Annotated in this window: 22 protein-coding genes; 17 read left to right on the top strand and 5 right to left on the bottom strand. The window is 63.2% G+C overall.

The window, feature by feature from the left end; all coding sequences use genetic code 11:
* Window positions 1–333: 333 nt before the first annotated feature.
* From F3W81_RS18045 to F3W81_RS18070, 6 genes are all read left to right on the top strand, one after another.
* Window positions 334–900, top strand: a complete 567-nt coding sequence (locus tag F3W81_RS18045) for a F0F1 ATP synthase subunit delta (protein ID WP_193080757.1) — start codon at window positions 334–336, stop codon at window positions 898–900.
* Window positions 900–2,438 (top strand): F0F1 ATP synthase subunit alpha, encoded by a 1,539-nt coding sequence (gene atpA, locus F3W81_RS18050; RefSeq protein WP_193080759.1) that lies wholly within the window; start codon window positions 900–902, stop codon window positions 2,436–2,438. The genes F3W81_RS18045 and atpA overlap by 1 nt, the downstream gene beginning before the upstream one ends.
* Before the next feature lie 17 nt (window positions 2,439–2,455).
* Window positions 2,456–3,331, top strand: a complete 876-nt coding sequence (locus F3W81_RS18055) for a F0F1 ATP synthase subunit gamma (protein ID WP_193080761.1) — start codon at window positions 2,456–2,458, stop codon at window positions 3,329–3,331.
* A gap of 19 nt (window positions 3,332–3,350) precedes the next feature.
* A complete protein-coding gene (atpD, locus tag F3W81_RS18060) occupies window positions 3,351–4,775 on the top strand; it encodes a F0F1 ATP synthase subunit beta (protein ID WP_193080763.1) in 1,425 nt (474 codons plus the stop codon).
* Between the two features lie 11 nt (window positions 4,776–4,786).
* Window positions 4,787–5,215: a F0F1 ATP synthase subunit epsilon gene (locus F3W81_RS18065; RefSeq protein ID WP_193080764.1), complete on the top strand. Its 429-nt coding sequence runs from the start codon at window positions 4,787–4,789 to the stop codon at window positions 5,213–5,215.
* A 204-nt stretch (window positions 5,216–5,419) separates the two neighbouring features.
* Window positions 5,420–5,767 (top strand): H-type lectin domain-containing protein, encoded by a 348-nt coding sequence (locus F3W81_RS18070; protein ID WP_193080766.1) that lies wholly within the window; start codon window positions 5,420–5,422, stop codon window positions 5,765–5,767.
* Between the two features lie 41 nt (window positions 5,768–5,808).
* Here F3W81_RS18070 and F3W81_RS18075 read toward each other — a convergent pair whose 3' ends face one another.
* Window positions 5,809–6,501, bottom strand: a complete 693-nt coding sequence (locus F3W81_RS18075) for a metal-dependent hydrolase (RefSeq protein WP_193080768.1) — start codon at window positions 6,499–6,501, stop codon at window positions 5,809–5,811.
* Window positions 6,502–6,606: 105 nt separating this feature from the next.
* Here F3W81_RS18075 and F3W81_RS18080 point away from each other — a divergent pair, with 105 nt between their 5' ends.
* The 7 genes from F3W81_RS18080 to F3W81_RS18110 all read left to right on the top strand — a co-directional run bounded on the left by F3W81_RS18080 (window position 6,607) and on the right by F3W81_RS18110 (window position 13,604).
* Window positions 6,607–7,281: a ceramidase domain-containing protein gene (locus tag F3W81_RS18080; protein ID WP_193080770.1), complete on the top strand. Its 675-nt coding sequence runs from the start codon at window positions 6,607–6,609 to the stop codon at window positions 7,279–7,281.
* 33 nt (window positions 7,282–7,314) lie between these two features.
* Complete coding sequence (gatC, locus tag F3W81_RS18085) at window positions 7,315–7,602, top strand: Asp-tRNA(Asn)/Glu-tRNA(Gln) amidotransferase subunit GatC (RefSeq protein WP_193080772.1); 288 nt, start codon at window positions 7,315–7,317, stop codon at window positions 7,600–7,602.
* On the top strand, window positions 7,602–9,089 hold the full coding sequence (gene gatA, locus F3W81_RS18090; RefSeq protein WP_193080774.1) for an Asp-tRNA(Asn)/Glu-tRNA(Gln) amidotransferase subunit GatA: 1,488 nt from the start codon (window positions 7,602–7,604) through the stop codon (window positions 9,087–9,089). Before gatC ends, gatA begins: the two co-directional genes overlap by 1 nt.
* 110 nt (window positions 9,090–9,199) lie before the next feature.
* The gene (locus tag F3W81_RS18095; RefSeq protein WP_193080776.1) at window positions 9,200–9,970 is read left to right on the top strand and encodes a hypothetical protein; all 771 of its coding nucleotides are present in this window, start codon (window positions 9,200–9,202) and stop codon (window positions 9,968–9,970) included.
* Between the two features lie 2 nt (window positions 9,971–9,972).
* Complete coding sequence (locus F3W81_RS18100; RefSeq protein ID WP_226941740.1) at window positions 9,973–10,683, top strand: N-acetylmuramoyl-L-alanine amidase; 711 nt, start codon at window positions 9,973–9,975, stop codon at window positions 10,681–10,683.
* Window positions 10,684–10,770: 87 nt separating this feature from the next.
* Window positions 10,771–11,592, top strand: a complete 822-nt coding sequence (locus F3W81_RS18105; RefSeq protein WP_193080778.1) for a TIGR00282 family metallophosphoesterase — start codon at window positions 10,771–10,773, stop codon at window positions 11,590–11,592.
* Window positions 11,593–11,825: 233 nt separating this feature from the next.
* On the top strand, window positions 11,826–13,604 hold the full coding sequence (locus F3W81_RS18110) for an SLC13 family permease (protein ID WP_193080779.1): 1,779 nt from the start codon (window positions 11,826–11,828) through the stop codon (window positions 13,602–13,604).
* Window positions 13,605–13,647: 43 nt separating this feature from the next.
* On the opposite strand, the gene F3W81_RS18115 is transcribed toward F3W81_RS18110, so the two are convergent.
* Window positions 13,648–14,373: a M48 family metallopeptidase gene (locus tag F3W81_RS18115; protein WP_319022272.1), complete on the bottom strand. Its 726-nt coding sequence runs from the start codon at window positions 14,371–14,373 to the stop codon at window positions 13,648–13,650.
* 137 nt (window positions 14,374–14,510) lie between these two features.
* Here F3W81_RS18115 and F3W81_RS18120 point away from each other — a divergent pair, with 137 nt between their 5' ends.
* Entirely contained in the window at window positions 14,511–14,753 is a 243-nt protein-coding gene (locus F3W81_RS18120) for a hypothetical protein (protein ID WP_193080783.1), read from the top strand.
* Between the two features lie 6 nt (window positions 14,754–14,759).
* Here the strand turns inward: F3W81_RS18120 and F3W81_RS18125 are convergent, their stop codons facing one another.
* Window positions 14,760–15,029 (bottom strand): DUF167 domain-containing protein, encoded by a 270-nt coding sequence (locus F3W81_RS18125; RefSeq protein ID WP_193080784.1) that lies wholly within the window; start codon window positions 15,027–15,029, stop codon window positions 14,760–14,762.
* Between the two features lie 144 nt (window positions 15,030–15,173).
* Here F3W81_RS18125 and F3W81_RS18130 point away from each other — a divergent pair, with 144 nt between their 5' ends.
* The 3 genes from F3W81_RS18130 to F3W81_RS18140 all read left to right on the top strand — a co-directional run bounded on the left by F3W81_RS18130 (window position 15,174) and on the right by F3W81_RS18140 (window position 17,656).
* Complete coding sequence (locus tag F3W81_RS18130) at window positions 15,174–16,295, top strand: class II histone deacetylase (RefSeq protein ID WP_193080786.1); 1,122 nt, start codon at window positions 15,174–15,176, stop codon at window positions 16,293–16,295.
* 78 nt (window positions 16,296–16,373) lie between these two features.
* On the top strand, window positions 16,374–16,952 hold the full coding sequence (locus F3W81_RS18135) for a nitroreductase family protein (protein WP_193080787.1): 579 nt from the start codon (window positions 16,374–16,376) through the stop codon (window positions 16,950–16,952).
* Window positions 16,937–17,656, top strand: a complete 720-nt coding sequence (locus F3W81_RS18140) for an EI24 domain-containing protein (protein ID WP_193080789.1) — start codon at window positions 16,937–16,939, stop codon at window positions 17,654–17,656. Before F3W81_RS18135 ends, F3W81_RS18140 begins: the two co-directional genes overlap by 16 nt.
* On the opposite strand, the gene F3W81_RS18145 is transcribed toward F3W81_RS18140, so the two are convergent.
* On the bottom strand, window positions 17,644–17,925 hold the full coding sequence (locus F3W81_RS18145) for a DUF1467 family protein (protein WP_193080791.1): 282 nt from the start codon (window positions 17,923–17,925) through the stop codon (window positions 17,644–17,646). The genes F3W81_RS18140 and F3W81_RS18145 overlap by 13 nt on opposite strands.
* Complete coding sequence (gene mce, locus F3W81_RS18150; protein WP_193080792.1) at window positions 17,925–18,329, bottom strand: methylmalonyl-CoA epimerase; 405 nt, start codon at window positions 18,327–18,329, stop codon at window positions 17,925–17,927. Before mce ends, F3W81_RS18145 begins: the two co-directional genes overlap by 1 nt.
* Window positions 18,330–18,469: the final 140 nt, after the last annotated feature.

Here is an 18,469-nt window from a genome sequence, read left to right on the forward strand (position 1 = left end):
CAGACACATTTTCTTAAGAAATACTCAGACGGCCTGATTTGCGCGAATCCTTGATAATGCAGGAATTGCTGCCATAGGTGAAATCCCGAAAAGGTGAACAATTTCTAGCCCTTTGGGGTCAAAGCTGGAAGTGGGCAGGGGGGTGCATATGGCGTTACCCTCTGAAAACACTGAAAAAGCGGCCGGTTTGCTATACGTGCAAAGCACCTCAAGCGGGTTGATGGGGGGGCAGTGCTCTGCTAGACCCGTGCCGATTTTGATGCTTTGGCTGCGCCAAGGCTACAAACCCCCTGCGCCGGTGTTTTTACCGGTACGGGGCCAGACATCGGAAGGGTGGACGTGTCCGAACCAGCTTCGATCTCCTACGGCATCGCCTCGCGCTATGCCTTGGCCGTTTTCGAGATTGCCCGCGAGAATGGCGCGCTGTCCGAACTCGACGCCAGCATTGCAAAACTTGCAGAAGCCCTCGCCGTCAGCGCCGATCTGCGTGACGTGATCGCTTCGCCCATCCTCAGCCGTGCCGAGCAGGAAAAGGCGATCTCCGCCGTTGCTGCCGGGCTTGAGCTGATGCCTGCCGTCCAGCACACGCTGGCGCTGATGGCGCAGAACCGCAGACTGTTCACGCTGCCGCAATTCGTGCAGCGTTCGAACGAACTGATCGCCGAAGAGAACGGTGAAGTGACGGCAGATGTGACCAGCGCCACGGCGCTGACCGCTGACCAGTCCAAGAAACTCTCTGCCACGCTTGCCGAAACTGTTGGCAAGACCGTGAAACTCAACACGACCGTCGATGAATCCCTCATCGGTGGTCTGGTCGTCAAAGTGGGCTCGCGCATGGTCGATACGTCGATCCGCACGAAGCTGAACGCACTCCAGAATGTCATGAAAGAGGTCGGATAATGGGAGTCCAAGCAGCCGAAATTTCTGCTATCCTGAAGGAGCAGATCAAGAACTTTGGCCAAGACGCCAAAGTGGCCGAGGTTGGTCGCGTGCTCTCCGTCGGTGACGGTATTGCCCGTGTGCACGGCCTCGACAATGTTCAGGCCGGCGAAATGGTGGAATTCCCTGGTGGGATCCGCGGCATGGCCCTGAACCTCGAGACCGACAACGTCGGTGTCGTGATCTTCGGGTCTGACCGTGACATCAAGGAAGGCGACGTCGTCAGCCGCACCAACTCCATCGTGGACGTGCCTTGCGGCAACGGCATGCTGGGTCGTGTTGTCGACGGTCTCGGCAACCCGCTCGATGGCAAAGGCCCCATCGAAGCAACCGAGCGTCGCGTGGCCGACGTCAAGGCGCCGGGCATCATCCCGCGTAAATCGGTTCACGAACCCATGGCAACCGGCCTCAAGTCGGTCGACGCCATGATCCCGATCGGCCGTGGCCAGCGCGAGCTGATCATTGGCGACCGTCAGACCGGCAAGACCGCTGTGGCGCTCGACACGATCCTGAACCAGAAGTCCTACAACGAAGCCGCCGGCGACGATGAAGGCAAGAAACTCTACTGCATCTACGTTGCTATCGGTCAGAAACGTTCGACCGTTGCGCAGCTGGTGAAGAAGCTGGAAGAGACCGGCGCGATCGAATATTCGATCGTCGTGGCCGCAACCGCCTCCGATCCCGCGCCGATGCAGTACCTCGCGCCCTACACCGCGACCGCAATGGCGGAATTCTTCCGCGACAACGGCCGCCACGCGCTGATCATCTATGATGACCTCTCCAAACAGGCCGTCGCGTATCGCCAGATGTCGCTGCTGCTGCGTCGTCCGCCGGGGCGTGAAGCCTACCCGGGTGACGTGTTCTACCTCCACTCCAGACTTCTGGAGCGTTCGGCGAAACTGAACGAAGACTTCGGCTCCGGTTCGCTGACGGCTCTGCCGATCATCGAAACGCAAGGTGGCGACGTTTCCGCGTTCATTCCGACCAACGTGATCTCGATCACCGACGGCCAGATCTTCCTGGAAACCGAACTGTTCTACCAGGGCATCCGTCCTGCTGTGAACACCGGTCTGTCGGTGTCGCGCGTGGGTTCGTCGGCTCAGACCAAGGCGATGTCCTCGGTTGCGGGTCCGGTGAAACTGTCGCTCGCTCAGTACCGCGAGATGGCTGCCTTCGCTCAGTTCGGCTCCGACCTTGATGCCGCGACCCAGCGTCTGCTGAACCGTGGTGCGCGTCTGACCGAGATCATGAAGCAGCCGCAATATTCGCCGCTGACCAACGCCGAAATCGTCTGTGTGATCTTTGCAGGTACCAACGGGTATCTCGACAAGGTCGCCGTCAAGGACGTGGGCCGCTTTGAAGCTGAACTGCTGAAATTCCTGCGCAACACGCGCCCGGAAATCCTGCAGTGGATCACCGACGAAGATCCCAAGATCAAAGGCGCACCCGCGGACAAGCTCAAGGCAGCACTCGACGAATTCGCCGCTGACTTCGCCTAAGCCCGAGGGAGGATGACATGCCTTCTCTGAAGGATCTCAAGAACAGGATCGCGTCGGTCAAATCGACCCGCAAGATCACCAAGGCCATGCAGATGGTTGCCGCGGCGAAACTTCGCCGCGCGCAAGACGCTGCCGAAGCCGCCCGCCCCTATGCGGAACGCTTTGACGCGGTTCTGGGCCAACTCGCCGCTTCGGTGGGTGGCTCGGACACGGGTCCGAAGTTGCTGACGGGGACCGGCAAGGACGACGTGCACATGCTCGTCGTCATTACGGCAGAGCGGGGCCTTTGCGGCGGGTTCAATACGAACATCGTCAAGAAGGCCAAGCAGAAGATCAGAGAGCTGAAGACAGCTGGCAAGACGGTGAAGATTCTCACCGTCGGCAAGAAGGGCCGTGAGCAGCTGCGTCGCGAATACAGCGATCTGCTGGTCGGTCACATCGATCTGAGCGGCATCAAGACGCTCGGCTACGTCAATGCACAGGATATCACCCGTGATCTTCTGACCCGCTTTGACGATGGCGAGTTCGACGTGGCAACGATCTTCTACGCCTCGTTCCAGTCGGTGATCGCCCAGACGCCGACCGCCTTGCAGGTCATCCCGGCCCAGTTCGAAGCGCAGGACGGTGACGCCACCGGCCCGCTCTATGAATATGAGCCGAGCGAGGAAGCCATCCTTGCCGACCTGCTGCCCCGCGGTATCGCGACGCAGATCTTTGCGGCGCTGCTGGAAAATGCGGCCTCTGAGCAGGGCGCGCGGATGTCCGCAATGGACAACGCGACCCGCAACGCAGGCGACATGATCGACAAGCTGACGATCCAGTACAACCGCTCGCGTCAGGCCGTCATCACCAACGAGCTGATCGAAATCATTTCGGGCGCCGAGGCGCTCTGACGAAACCGGAGACCAACACATGGCAAACGCAAAAGGCAAAGTGACCCAGGTCATCGGCGCCGTTGTGGACGTGCAGTTCGAGGATAGCCTGCCAGCTATTCTTAACGCGCTGATCACTGACAACAACGGGAACAAGCTGGTTCTGGAAGTCGCGCAACACCTTGGTGAGAACACTGTTCGCACCATCGCAATGGACGCAACCGAAGGTCTGGTGCGTGGTCAGGCCGTCGAAGACACCGGCTCGCCCATCATGGTGCCGGTCGGCAACGCGACCCTCGGCCGGATCCTCAACGTCATCGGCGAGCCGGTTGACGAAAAAGGCCCCGTGAACGCTGACGAATACCGTTCGATCCACCAGCCTGCGCCCGAATTCATCGAGCAATCGACCGAATCCGTCGTGCTGGAAACCGGCATCAAGGTCATCGACCTGCTGGCGCCCTACGCCAAAGGCGGCAAGATCGGCCTGTTCGGCGGCGCCGGTGTGGGCAAGACCGTTCTGATCATGGAACTGATCAACAACATCGCAAAGGTGCACTCGGGTTACTCCGTGTTCGCCGGTGTTGGTGAGCGGACCCGTGAAGGCAACGACCTTTACCACGAGATGATCGAATCCAACGTCATCAAGCCCGACAACCTCGCGGAGAGCCAAGTGGCCCTGGTCTACGGCCAGATGAACGAGCCTCCGGGAGCCCGTGCCCGCGTTGCACTGACCGGCCTGACCCTGGCCGAACAGTTCCGCGACCAGTCCGGGACCGACGTTCTGTTCTTCGTCGACAACATCTTCCGCTTTACCCAAGCGGGCTCCGAGGTTTCGGCTCTGCTCGGCCGTATTCCTTCGGCCGTGGGCTACCAGCCGACGCTGGCCACCGACATGGGCCAGATGCAGGAACGCATCACCTCGACCAAAGCCGGCTCGATCACCTCGATCCAGGCCGTCTACGTTCCCGCGGATGACCTTACCGACCCGGCGCCGGCAACCACCTTTGCCCACCTTGACGCCACCACCAACCTTAACCGTGCGATCTCGGAACTCGGCATCTACCCCGCCGTTGACCCGCTCGACTCGACCTCGCGTCTGATGGACCCGCAGATCATCGGTGAAGAGCACTATCAGGTGGCCCGTGACGTTCAGGGTATCCTGCAACGCTACAAGTCGCTGCAGGACATCATCGCTATCCTCGGGATGGACGAACTGTCCGAAGAAGACAAACTGACCGTGACGCGCGCCCGCAAGATCCAGCGCTTCCTGTCGCAGCCCTTCGACGTGGCAAAAGTGTTCACCGGCTCTGACGGTGTGCAGGTTCCGCTCGAAGACACGATCTCGTCGTTCAAAGCCGTTGTGGCTGGCGAATACGACCACCTTCCCGAATCCGCCTTCTACATGGTCGGCGGCATCGACGAGGTGATCGCCAAGGCCGAAAAGATGGCCTCGGAAGCCGCGTAAGGGGCTGATCAATGGCAAACACGATGGACTTCAGCCTTGTTTCCCCGGAACGGAGCCTTGTCTCCGGTCTGGTGACCGAGGTGCAGATTCCGGGCACAGACGGTGATCTGACGGCCATGCCAGGGCATGCGCCGATGATCACCACCCTGCGCCCCGGCCTGCTGCACATCAGCGGCCCCAATGGTGAGGACGATTACGTCGTCACCGGCGGGTTCGCCGAGATTTCGGCCGAGGGCGTCACCGTCCTGGCCGAGCGCGCGCTGCACCAGAAAGAGATGACCCAGGACATTCTGAATGACTGGGTTGTCGAGGCACGCAAGGCCTGGAAAGACGCGACAGACGACAACGGCGTGGCCCATGCGGCCAAGTTGCTGGCGGATATGGTGGCCATGGGCACCCATGTGGGTCTCGACCCGGATCACGCAAACTACGTCGACTGATCTTTGCGTTTCAGTATTGCTTCAGGCCCCGGCATTGTCCGGGGCCTTTTGCGTTGGTGCTTCGGATTGACGGTAGTATTCGTGCCGCCCTGCAACCTGTTGGCAAGGTTGTGCGTGTCTTGACTGGGGCAGGGCGGCCCCGCTGCTGCCACCCTGTCGCGGCATCTTGTCGAACCGACTGTCTCAGCTTTAGTATCGGGATTGATGAAAAAACTATCCACGCATCGCATCGGCGTTGAGCAGGGTGACAGCACTCTGTTCTCCGATTTTCAGGACGGCGGCGAGATGTGGACCGGCACTGGCCCGCGCGAACGGCGCAAACGTGTCGCCTTCTCCGAAGCCTTTGCGCAGCCGCCCAGTGTGCAGTGTTCGTTGTCGATGTGGGACATGGCGCAGGCCAGCAACCAGCGCGCCGATATCTCGGCCGAGAGCGTGACAGAGAAAGGGTTCGAGATCGTCTTTCGCACATGGGGCGATACGCGCGTGGCGCGTGCGCGTGTCGCCTGGATGGCCATCGGTGAACTGGCGCATGAGGACGACTGGCAGGTCTGAGCGGCGGTCGGCGGGATGCACGCACCCCGCCGTAGCCAGCTTCAGATTTCGATGGCCGTCATGACTTCGGGCTCGATCACCTTCACGCCCGGCAGGCTTTTCGCCAGCAGATCGGCGCTCTGTTCCAGCGCCGGGAAGGTTTTGTAGTGCATCGGGATGACCGTCTTGAAGTTGAAGAAGGTCTTCGCCGCATAGGCCGCGCGGCGCATGTCCATGGTGTAGTGGCCACCCGCGCAGAGGATGCCGATGTCAGGCTCATGCAGATCGTGGAAGATCTTCATGTCGGCCATCACGTCGGTGTCGCCCGAGAAATAGATCGAATGCCCCTCGCCCTCGATGACGAATCCCGCTTCGGAGCCGAGGTAGATCGGCCCATGCGGTCCGTCGGTCGAGGAGGAGTGCGTCGCGTTGACCATCGTCACCGAAACGCCGTCCAGTTTGATCGTGCCGCCCTTGTTGAAACCGGTCGTCTCAATCCCGTGGTTGGCGGCCAGCCAGCCCATCAGCTCGACCATGCCGAAGACCGGGATGCCCAGCTCTTTCGCGATGCCGGCGGTGTCGGTGACGTGGTCGCCATGGCCGTGCGTCACGAAGATATGCGTGGCACCTGCGATCGCCTCGGCGCGGCGCGCCTCGGGGAAGGCGGGGTTGCCGTCGAACCAGGGGTCGAGCAGCAGAACCTTGTCCGCGATCTCAAGCCGAAAGGAGCCGTGTCCGAGCCAGATGATTTTCATGTTGAACCTCCGAAGGTTTGCACCCAGCCTGCGATCAGAGCTGACGCAAGGCGGGGTCTTGTTCCGGGCCAGACACTAGCGTTGCAGTGACGAAAGGAAAGACCCATGGACCTGATGGCGCAGGTGGATGCCTATTGCGAACGCCTCGGGCCCGGTCTCTGGGCCGAACCGGTCAATGCCCTGACCAACCTCGCCTTCATCGCCGTCGCCGCGGCGCTGTGGCGGCCCTGCCGGGGCCTGCCGCTCGCCCGGCTGCTCTGCTGCGTGCTGTTCGGGATCGGCGTCGGCTCGGGCCTGTTTCACACGGTTGCGACAGCCTGGGCAGGGATCGCAGACACGCTGCCGATCCTGATCTTCATCCTGATCTACATCTTCGCCGCCACGCGCCATTTCTTTGAAGCACGCGTCTGGGTGGCCGTGATGATCCCGGCGCTGTTCCTGCCCGTGTCCTCAATGCTGACACCCCTGCTGCGGCTGGTACCCCTCTACGGCGCCAGTGCGGCCTATCTGCCGGTGCCGATACTGATCTTCACATATGCGGCACTGCTGGCAAAACGGGCGCCCGGCACGGCCTGGCGGCTGGCCTTAGGGGCTGGCATCCTCATGCTCTCGCTCACCTTCCGCTCGCTCGACGCGTCCCTCTGTGACGCCACAGAGGGCCTCGGCACCCACTTCCTGTGGCATATTCTCAACGCAATCATGCTCGGCTGGATGATCTGGACCTATCGGTTTCACATGCAGACCCGCCATATGCTTGCGGGCGGGGCCTTGCGGCGCTAAACCCGTGCGCGATCCAAGTGAAAGAGGCGTTCCATGTCGATCGACACAGCAACCGCGGCCCGCGTTGCGAAACTGGCCCGTATCAAGGTGGAAGAAGACCAGCTTCCCGCACTGGCGGAGGAGTTCAACACCATCCTCGGCTTCATCGAGCAGTTGAACGAAGTCGATGTCGAGGGCGTCGAGCCGATGACCTCGGTCACCCCGCAGCGCCTGAAACGGCGCGAGGATGTCGTGACCGAAGGCGATCAGCAGGCCAAGATCCTGTCGAACGCTCCCGACGCCCGCGAGGGCTTTTTTGCCGTGCCGAAGGTGGTGGAATAATGTCTGATCTCAACACCCTGACCATCGCCGCCGCCCGTGATGCCCTGCGCAAGGGCGACACGACCTCGGCCGCGCTGACCGCCGCGTGCCTCTCGGCCATCGAAGGCTCTGGCGCGCTGAACGCCTTCGTGCACAACACCCCCGACCTTGCCATGCAGCAGGCCGAGGCGGCTGATGCGCGCCTCAAGGCGGGCGACGCCCCGGACATGTGCGGCATCCCCCTTGGCATCAAGGACCTGTTCTGCACCAAGGGCGTGCCGTCGCAGGCGGCCTCGAACATCCTCAAGGGCTTCCTGCCGGAATACGAATCCACCGTCACCCAGAACCTGTTCGATGCGGGCGCGGTGATGCTGGGCAAGCTGAACATGGACGAGTTTGCCATGGGCAGCTCGAACGAAACTTCGGCCTACGGCAATGCGGTGAACCCCTGGCGGCGCAGCGATGACGATACCGCGCTGACGCCCGGCGGCTCCTCCGGTGGCTCGGCCTCGGCTGTGGCGGCGGACCTCTGCCTTGCGGCGACCGGCACCGACACCGGCGGCTCGATTCGCCAGCCTGCGGCCTTTACTGGCATCACCGGCATCAAGCCGACCTATGGGCGCTGCTCCCGCTGGGGCGTTGTCGCCTTCGCAAGCTCGCTCGACCAGGCCGGTCCGATGACCAAGGACGTGCGCGACGCCGCCATCATGCTTGAGGCGATGTGCAGCTACGACGCCAAGGATTCGACCAGCATGGACATCCCCGTGCCGAACTTCGAGGCGATGCTGACCGGCGATGTCAAAGGCAAGACCATCGGTATTCCGCGCGAATACCGCCTTGACGGTATCCCGGACGAGATCGACGCCCTCTGGACTGCGGGCAAGGAAATGCTGGCTGATGCAGGCGCCAAGATCGTCGACATCTCGCTGCCGCACACCAAATACGCGCTGCCCGCCTACTACGTGATTGCACCGGCCGAGGCGTCCTCCAACCTCGCGCGCTATGACGGGGTGCGCTATGGCCACCGCGCCAAGCTGAGCCACGGCGACGGCATCACCGAGATGTACGAGAAGACCCGCGCCGAGGGCTTTGGCCACGAAGTGCAGCGCCGCGTCATGGTCGGTACCTACGTGCTGTCTGCGGGCTTCTACGACGCCTACTACAACCGCGCCCGCAAGGTCCGTGCTCTGATCAAGAAGGACTTCGACGATGCCTTCGCGGCGGGTGTCGATGCTATCCTGACCCCGGCGACCCCGTCCTCGGCCTTTGGTCTGGGCGAGATGGTGGATGCCGATCCGGTGCAGATGTACCTCAACGATGTCTTCACGGTTACCGTCAACCTTGCCGGTCTGCCCGGGATCTCGGTGCCTGCGGGTGTCGATGCCAAGGGTCTGCCGCTGGGTCTGCAACTGATCGGTCGCCCCTGGGAAGAGGGCGATTTGCTGAACACCGCCTATGCGTTGGAGCAGGCCGCAGGCTTTGTTTCCAAGCCGGCGAAATGGTGGTAAGTACTGCTTAAATACCGACGTCATAGAGACAGGATACCGCGGGTGATGTCCGGTATCCTGTCTTGCACATTTTAGCCGCGGCGATCTGAGCCACAACGAGAGAGTTTTCGATGCGCGTGTTGATTCTGGGAACGGCCCTTCTGGGTCTTGCGGCCTGTAACCAGACCGGGCCCAACGGTGGCAATGGCTCCTATGGCAGCCTGAACCAGTATGCGCGGGAACGCGAAATGATCCTGCAGGCCGGTCAGACACAGGGCTCGGGCGGCGGTCTTCCGGCGGCCGATACCGTGACCAGCCAGCCGCTGTCGGCCATGGGCACACTGCCCGCCGGTGCGGCCACGACCTCGGCCTCCGCGCCCTATGGCACTGACCCCGAAGCGCTTGATATCGCGCGTGAAACGCAGGCTGCTCTGCAGGCCGCCGGGATGAACTCCGGGGTTGTGCCGCTGCAGGCCAGCCCATCCAATCCGGCCCCCGAAGCGGTGAACGCCATGGGCATTTCGCAAGAGAACAACTTTGAGGCCGTGGGCGAGCAACGCTCGATCGCGCAGGACAAGGAGTTCATCGCCCAGAACCGCGCCAAGTACGAACAGATCGCCCCCTCGGAGCTGCCCCAGCGTGTCGATACCGGGCCGAACCTTGTGACCTACGCACTGCAGACTTCGAACCCGATGGGCCAGCGGCTGTATTCGCGCATCCAGATCGCCTCCGAATCCCGGTTCAACCGCAAGTGCTCGCAATACCCCTCGCCTGACCTTGCACAAACCGATTTCCTGAAAAAGGGCGGGCCTGAGCGTGACCGGATGGGCGTTGATCCCGATGGCGACGGCTATGCCTGCTCCTGGGATCCGGCCCCCTTCCGCAAGGCCTCGCGGGGCTGATCTTGACGCACGGACGGCAGCAGGGGGCGATCTGGCATCCCTCGCCGAACGTGAATGCACGGCGGGGCGGTGCGCTGCCCGATATCGTCGTGCTGCACCATACCGCCATGGCCTCTGCCGAGGTGGCGCTGCAGCGGCTCTGTGACCCGGAGCCGCCTGAGTGCCTCTCTCCCGTGTCCTGCCACTATCTCATTGGGGAAGCAGGGCAAATCTGGCAGATGGTGGATGAGGCCGATCGTGGCTGGCACGCCGGGGTCGGGCAGTGGGGCGACGTGACAGACGTCAATTCGCGCTCGGTCGGGATCGAGCTGGCCAACAGCGGGTCAGTACCCTTTGCCGAGGCGCAGATGGCGCGGCTGGAATGGCTGCTGCCGCAAATCCTTCAGCGTTGGGATATCCCTGCCGAGCGTGTGATTGGCCATTCCGACATGGCGCCTTTGCGCAAGTTCGACCCCGGTGCGCGCTTTGACTGGCGGCGTCTGGCGCTGCGTGGTCTGTCCGTCTGGCCGGACGAAACCGCAGAGCACGAGGCCGATTTTTTCGAGAGCCTGCAACGCTTTGGCTATCCTGAACTGGCAGAGGATGCGCCCGAGGATGGCTTGCTGCGGGCGTTCCGGCTGCGGTTTCGTCCTTGGGCCGAGGGGCCGGAAAATCCACAGGATCGCATCGTGGCTGGGGATCTGGCGCGGCGCTTTCCGGTGCGGGCAGGCTAGGGCTGGACCCGGTTCGCCGCTGCGTAAATTGTGCAACGGGCTCTGGCTGGGCTTGCCAGAGCGGGGCGAGGTGCTTAGGCGGTAGATATGAAAATTCTGTTCCTAGGAGATGTCATGGGGCGCGCCGGGCGCGACGCCGTGACACAAACGCTTCCCAAGCTGCGCGAGGCCTGGAAGCTGGATTTCGTTGTCGTGAATGGTGAAAATGCCAGTCATGGAGCGGGTTTGACCGGTGCCCATGCCAAAGGCATTCTGGACGCGGGCGCGGATGTGGTGACGCTGGGCGATCACGCCTTTGATCAGCGCGACATGCTGCAGTTCATCGAGACCGAACCGCGCGTGATCCGGCCGCTGAACTTTGCCAAGGAAGCCCCGGGTCGCGGCTTTCGCGTCTTTGATGCGAAGGGCGGGCGCAAGGTGCTGGTGACGCAGGTTCTGGGCCAGGTCTTTATGAAGCGCCCCTTCGACGATCCCTTCAGCCACATTGATTCCATTCTGAAAAAACACCCCATGGGTGGGATGGTTCAGGCGTCGCTGGTGGATGTGCACTGCGAGGCGACCTCGGAAAAGATGGCTCTGGGGCACTGGTGCGACGGGCGCGCGAGCGTTGTCGTCGGCACCCATACGCACGTCCCGACCGGCGATGCGCAGATCCTGAACAAGGGTACGGCCTACCTCAGCGATGCGGGCATGACGGGCGATTACGACAGCGTCATCGGCATGGAAAAGTCCGAGCCGATGCGCCGTTTCATCACCGGAATGGTCAAGGGTCGCTTTACCCCGGCCGAGGGCGAGGCGACGCTGTCCGGCCTCTATGTCGAGACCGATGATCGCACCGGCAAGGCCACGCGGGTCGAGATGGTGCGGCAGGGCGGGCGGTTGCAGCAATCCGGTCCGGCACCGAAATAATGGCCAGATTCCGATGTCGGTATCCCGTCGGTATTTGAACGGTATCCGAACGGTGCGACATCCGGCCCTCCGCGCATTCTGCCGGAGGCCGGGGCGCACCACCGGGCGCAGTGATCAGGATATGTTCATCCTGCCTGCGTTCACCAAAGCAGCGCGACGGAAGTGAACGCTGCGCTTGCACGCCGGGCTCTGCATGGCCTAGATGACTCCGATGATCTGACAGGGCGCATATTATGCCACTACTGCCGTTGACGGACACCGCTCAGGCGATTTTGACGCTTTGCGTCGTCGGGGTGATGTTCGTTCTATTTGTAAAAGAATATTACCCTACCGAAGTTGTTGCCCTTGCGGGGGTGTCGCTGATGATGGCGCTGGGGTTGCTGCCCTATGACCTGGCGCTGCCGGTGCTGGCCAACCCCGCGCCCTGGACCATTGCGGCGATGTTTATCGTCATGGGGGCGCTGGTGCGCACCGGGGCACTGGAGAGTTTCACGCGATTGGCCGCCTCTCAGGCGACGAAGCGGCCCAAGTTCGCGCTTGCGGGGATGTTCGCCTTTGTGCTGCTGAGCTCGGCCATCGTGTCGAACACGCCGGTCGTCGTGGTGATGATCCCGGTGTTCGTGCAGATGGCGCGGGTGCTGAACATCTCGGCCTCGAAACTGCTGATCCCGCTGAGCTACGCGGCGATCATGGGCGGCACGCTGACGCTGATCGGCACCTCGACCAACCTGCTGGTGGATGGCGTGGCGCGGGCGCAGGGGCTGGAGCCCTTCGGCATCTTCGAGGTGACGCCCATCGGCATTATCGTCGTGATCTGGGGCATGTTCTACATGCGCGTCATGTCGAAATGGCTGCTGCCCGAGCGGGATTCGATGGCGTCGATGCTGTCGACACGGTCGCGGATGAAGTTCTTTACCGAAGCGGTGATCCCGCCGGATTCCAACCTTGTGGGCCGCGAAGTCACCGGCGTGCAGCTGTTCAAGCGTGACGGTGTGCGGTTGGTCGATGTGGTGCGCGGCGACCAGTCGCTGCGGCGCAATCTGGGCGGGGTGACGCTGCAGGTCGGGGATCGGGTGGTGCTGCGCACCCAGATGACCGAGCTCTTGTCGCTGCAGCGCAACAAGGAGCTGAAGCGCGTCGATCAGGTCAGCACGGTCGAGACGACGACGGTCGAAGTGCTGATCACGCCGGGTTGCAAGATGGTGGGCCGTGCGCTCGGCTCGATGCGGTTGCGGCGGCGCTATGGGGTCTATCCGCTGGCGGTGCACCGGCGGAACCAGAACATCGGGCAGCAGCTGGATCAGCTGGTGGTGCGGGTCGGCGACACGCTGCTGCTGGAGGGCGCCCCCGAAGACATTCGCCGCCTCGCGCGCGAGATGGACATGGTCGATGTCAGCGCCCCGACCGAGCGCGCCTATCGCCGCAGCCATTCGCCAATTGCCCTCGTCGCGCTGCTGTCGATCGTGGTGCTGGCGGGCCTGGGCGTGGCGCCGATCTTTCTGCTGTCGATCTTTGCCGTGACCGTCGTGCTGCTGACCCGCTGCATCGATGCGGACGAGGCTTTCGAGTTCGTCGACGGGCGGTTGCTGGCGCTGATCTTTTCGATGCTGGCCATCGGGGCGGCGCTGGAACACACCGGCGCGGTGGCGCTGATCGTCAACGCTATGGCACCGATGGTGTCGAAGCTGCCGCCCTTCCTGGTGATCTGGGCGATCTATCTGCTGACCTCGGTGCTGACCGAGATGGTGTCCAACAATGCGGTGGCGGTGGTGGTCACGCCGATTGCGGTGGGGCTGGCCAGTGCCATGGGGATCGACCCGCGCCCGCTGGTGATTGCGGTGATGATCGCGGCCTCGGCCAGTTTCGCCACGCCGATCGGCTATCAGACCAACATGCTGGTCTATGGGCCCGGCGGCTACAAGTTCACCGACTTCCTGAAGATCGGCATTCCGCTGAACCTGTCGATGGGGCTGATTGTCAGCTTCGCCATTCAGCTGATGTGGCCGCTGTAACGCAAAGGCCCCGCAGCGGATGCGGGGCCTTGTGTGTGTGGGGCTAGTTCTGGCGCAGCGCGGCGCGCACTGTCGCCATGCGTTCGGCATTGGGCGGATGGCTGCTTTGAAACTGCTCACCCGGGTCGGGCAGGCGCTGGAAATACTGCGCCCCGATCAGCGGGTTATATCCGGCAGAGCGCGCGATCTGCGCCCCGAGATAGTCGGCCTCAAGCTCAAACTGTTTGGAATAGCTGCGCGCGCCAAGCTCCGCCCCGAGGGCGACGGCCCGACGGATTGCCGCGCGCGACGCGCCCTTGCTGGCCGCCGCCTGACCGTATTCGCGCGCCGAGGTATCGGCATTGAAGCGCTGGCGCGACAGGTGGTCGCGGATGTGGTGCGAGGCCTCATGGCTCATCACGAAGGCCAGCTCATCAGGATTGCGCATGTCGGCGATCAGCGCGATCGTGAAGATCAGCACCGGCTGGCCATTGTCGTCGATCGTCTGAAACGCATTCGGCTGGCTGCGCTTGCGGGTGTCGACGATGATATGGAAATCGCATTTGTCGTCGTTGCGCGCGGCTCGGCAGTACCGCTCGGCCACGGGTTCGACCGTGCTGACGACCTGCGCAAACTGGCGGGCTGCGGAATCGGCATCCAGCCGCGACGGAAAGGCGGCGTCGATGGCGCCGGCCCGGCCCTGCGTTGGCCCCTGTGTCTGGGGCGGCGTGGCGCACCCTGCCAATGCCACCAGCCCGAGGAGGAGCCAGACGACCCTCAAACCCTTCATCATCACGTCCTTAGTTTCTTGTCTGTTCGGCCTCTGTGACCATGGTAGTGCAGTGCGCCGGTCGGGACAGCCGGAAAAGCGGTCTTTGCCGAATTTGGTGATTTCGCCCCCCGTGGGATGCCGCTAAGCTGGGAGGTATGTTTACCATCGAGCATGATTTCGACTGCACCGTTGTGACCCTAGTTGATGACGGCCCTGCGCCGTTACAAGAGGATATTGTCATCAATGCCTTCGAAGAGTGCATCACAGTTGAACAATATGACGCGCGTCTGGACGAGGTGCGCAAGGTGACCCTGTCGATGGCGCAGCTGCGCGATCTGAGCGCGGCGCTGAACCTGCCCGAGGGCAGCTATAGCCTGACCCCCTCCGTGATCGACTGAGGCCCCTCAGGGGGTGTCGATGCGAAACACCTTGTCGCGCGAGGTCACGCCGCGCAGCAGGATCAGCGATGTCTTGGGCACGCCGAGCGCCTTTGCCAGAAGTTTACGCACAGCCTCTGTCGCCTTGCCGTCTTCGGGCACCGTGGTGACATAGACGCGCAGACCCCCCTCGGGGTCTGTGGTGATGCGGTCTCGGGCGGCCTTGGGCGTGACCCTGACGACAATTTCCGCGCCCGGCTGGGCCAGATGCGCGAGCGAGGGGGCTTTCGCGGCCAAGGCGATGTCCTTTCGGCGGGTTGGGCGGCCATTCGGCGGGTGGCTCTGGCCATGCGGCAGGGGGGCTTTCCCCCTGTGCTGGCCTTGCGGCCCGGGCACGGACAGGTCAGTCTGTGGCCGAGGAAAGACAGCGGAGGTGCCTCAATGTCAACCACGGGTCGCAAGACAGGGTTTTACTGGGACGAGCGGTGCTTCTGGCACGCGGGGGGCAATTACGCCCTGACGCTGCCGATTGGCGGGCTGGTGCAGCCGCTGGCGGCAGGGGGCCTGCCCGAAAGCCCCGAGACCAAGCGCCGTCTGCGCAACCTGATGTCTGTGACCGGGATCATCGGCGATCTCCACGAGGCCTCGGCCCCCGAGGCCAGCCGCGAGGATCTACTGCGGGTGCACCCGGCCAGCTACCTCGACCGGTTCAAGGAGATGTCGGACGCGGGCGGCGGAGAGCTGGGCCTGCGCACGCCCTTTGCACAAGGCGGGTACGAGATTGCGGCGCTGTCGGCGGGGCTGGCGAAACAGGCGCTGCTCGACGTGATGCGCGGCACCGTGGCCAATGCCTATGCGCTGTCGCGTCCGCCGGGGCACCACTGCCTGCCGGACTGGCCGAACGGCTTCTGTCTGATGGCCAATATCGCCATCGCCATCGAGGCCGCGCAGGCCGAGGGGCTGGCCGGGCGTGTCGCCGTCGTCGACTGGGACGTGCACCACGGCAATGGCACCGAGGCGATCTATTATGACCGCGACGATGTGCTGACGATCTCTGTCCATCAGGAAAAGAACTATCCGCTGGATACCGGCGATATAGCCGACAAGGGCCGGGGCAAGGGCGAGGGGTACAATATCAACCTGCCGTTGCCCTCCGGTGTGGGCCACAATGGCTATGTCGAGGTGATGGAGCGTATCGTGGTGCCGGCGCTGGAGCGATTCAAGCCCGATGTGATCATCGTCGCCTGTGGCTTTGATGCGGGGATCTATGACCCGATCGCCCGGATGCTCTGCACCGCCGAGACCTTTGGCGTGATGACACAGCAGATGAAGACGGCGGCGGAAAGCCTCTGCGAGGGGCGTCTGGTGATGGTGCATGAGGGCGGCTATTCCGAGGCTTACGTGCCCTTCTGCGGCCATCGCGTGATCGAGGCGCTGTCGGACTCGCAGCACAAAGCGCCCGATCCGATGGCGACGACTGTGCAGATCCGCCAGCCGAATGCGCGCATGGATGCGTTTTTCAGCGGGCTGATCGACGAGCTGGCGGAGGAATTCGCGGGCTGAAGGGGGGCGCGCGGCCCCAGACGTTGAAACTCTGTCACCAAAGGGCGATATCTTGGCCTGAACCAGACGGAGTTTCCCATGCCTGACGCCAACCCGGCCGCGCTCTCTTTCCTGCTGACACGCCGTTCGCGGCCCGCGAAGACGCTGGTCGCCCCCGGCCCGACGCCGGAGCAGCTGGAGCCGATCCTGACTGCCGCCGCCCGCACCCCCGATCATGGCAAGCTGGAGCCCTGGCGCTTTATCGTCGTTCAGGGCGCGGCCTTCGCGCGTCTGTCGGCGCTGTCGGCGGAGCTTGGGGCGGCTGCCGGGCGCGACGCGGCGCAGATCGCCAAGGACCGCAGCCAGTTCGATCAGGGCATTCTGGCGGTCGCCGTGGTGGAGAGCCCTAAGGCGTCCGACAAGGTGCCCGCGCTGGAGCAGACCTATAGCGCCGGGGCCGTCTGCCTGTCGCTGCTGAACGCCGCGCTGGCCGCAGGCTGGGGCGCCAACTGGCTGAGCGGCTGGGCCTCGCACGACGCGGGCTTCGTGCAGCAGGGGCTGGGGCTGGCACCGCATGAACGGCTGGCCGGCCTCATCCATATCGCGACCGAGAAAACCGCGCCCTCCGACCGACCCCGGCCTGATCTGGAGGCGATCACGACATGGCTGTCGGCGTGATCTTTTCGGCCTTCACGCGCGCCGTGGGGCAGGTGTTCGACCCGCGCTTCCGGCGGGTGCTGTTCCTCGGCCTTGGGCTGACCATCGGGTTGCTGGTGGTGGTGACGGCGGTGGTGATGTGGTTGCTCGGCTGGGCCGTGGGCGACGCGGTGACCTTGCCCTTCGTCGGGCCGGTGACATGGCTGAACGACCTCGCCAGCGCGTCGGGCTTTCTGGTGATGATGCTGGCCTCGGTGTTTCTGATGATCCCGATTTCCTCGGCCATGATGGGATTTTTCCTTGAGGAAGTCGCCGAGGCCGTGGAGGAGGAGCATTATCCGCATCTGCCCCCGGCTGAGGGCGTGCCCTTCATGGAAACGCTGATGGACACGCTGGGCTTTACCGGCGTGATCATTCTGGCCAACCTGCTGGCGCTGATCCTGTACCTGATCTTCGCGCCTCTGGCGCCGTTCATCTTCTGGGGCGTGAACGGGTTTCTGCTGGGGCGAGAGTATTTCACCCTTGCCGCGATGCGCCGGATCGGGCGTGAGGCGGCGCAGAGCTTACGCCGCCGTCACGCCGGAGCGATCTGGATCGCGGGGACGCTGATGGCTGTTCCGCTCTCGATCCCGATCCTGAACCTGCTGGTGCCGATTGTCGGAGCGGCGACCTTTACCCATATCTATCATGGGCTTGCCAAACGGCAGGGGGCTCAGGTCGGGTAGGGGGTCTGCATCCGCCCGAACCAGTCCAGATCCTCCATCGTGATCCAGCCAGACAGGATGATCCCGGCGCAGATGATGAACAGCACCGTCGTGATGGCGGTGGTGATGATCACCTTGCCCTTGAGGTGATGTTCCTCGGGCGCGCCGGACTGGGTGCCCGGGGTGACTTTGCCGACGTCCTGCTGGGTGCGCAGCCGCACCGGCACGACGCAGAGCAGCGTCATCCACCAGATCACGGCGTAAAGAACGATGGCCGAGGTGATACCCATCAGGTTTGCTCCAGTTCAATCAGGCAGCCGTTGAAATCCTTGGGATGCAGGAACAGCACCGGCTTGCCATGGGCGCCGATTTTCGGTGTGCCGTTGCCCAGCACCCGCGCGCCGGTCTCTTGCAGATGGTCGCGGGCGGCAATGATATCGTCAACTTCGTAGCAGATATGGTGAATGCCGCCTGCTGGGTTCTTTTGCAGAAAGCCGTTGATCGGGCTGTCCTCGCCCAAGGGATAGAGCAGTTCGATCTTGGTATTTGGCAGCTCGATGAAGATCACCGTGACGCCGTGGTCGGGTTCGTCCTGCGGCGCACCGACACTGGCCCCGAGGGCGCCGCGATATTGCGCTGCGGCGGCGTCGAGGTCCGGCACGGCGATGGCGACATGGTTCAGGCGTCCGATCATGGGTGTTCTTCCTCCGAATCCTCACTCCTGCGGTCTTTATCGCTGGGCGGGGGCGGGCAGGCAAGCGGACCTGAGGTCGCGGCGCGGGGGGGCGCGGCCAAAGCGGCGCTCCTCTGGGGTTAACTATGCATTAGGCAAGC

Origin of the sequence: Pseudooceanicola spongiae, assembly GCF_014899185.1 — a bacterium.
GTDB classification, from domain to species: domain Bacteria; phylum Pseudomonadota; class Alphaproteobacteria; order Rhodobacterales; family Rhodobacteraceae; genus Pseudooceanicola; species Pseudooceanicola spongiae.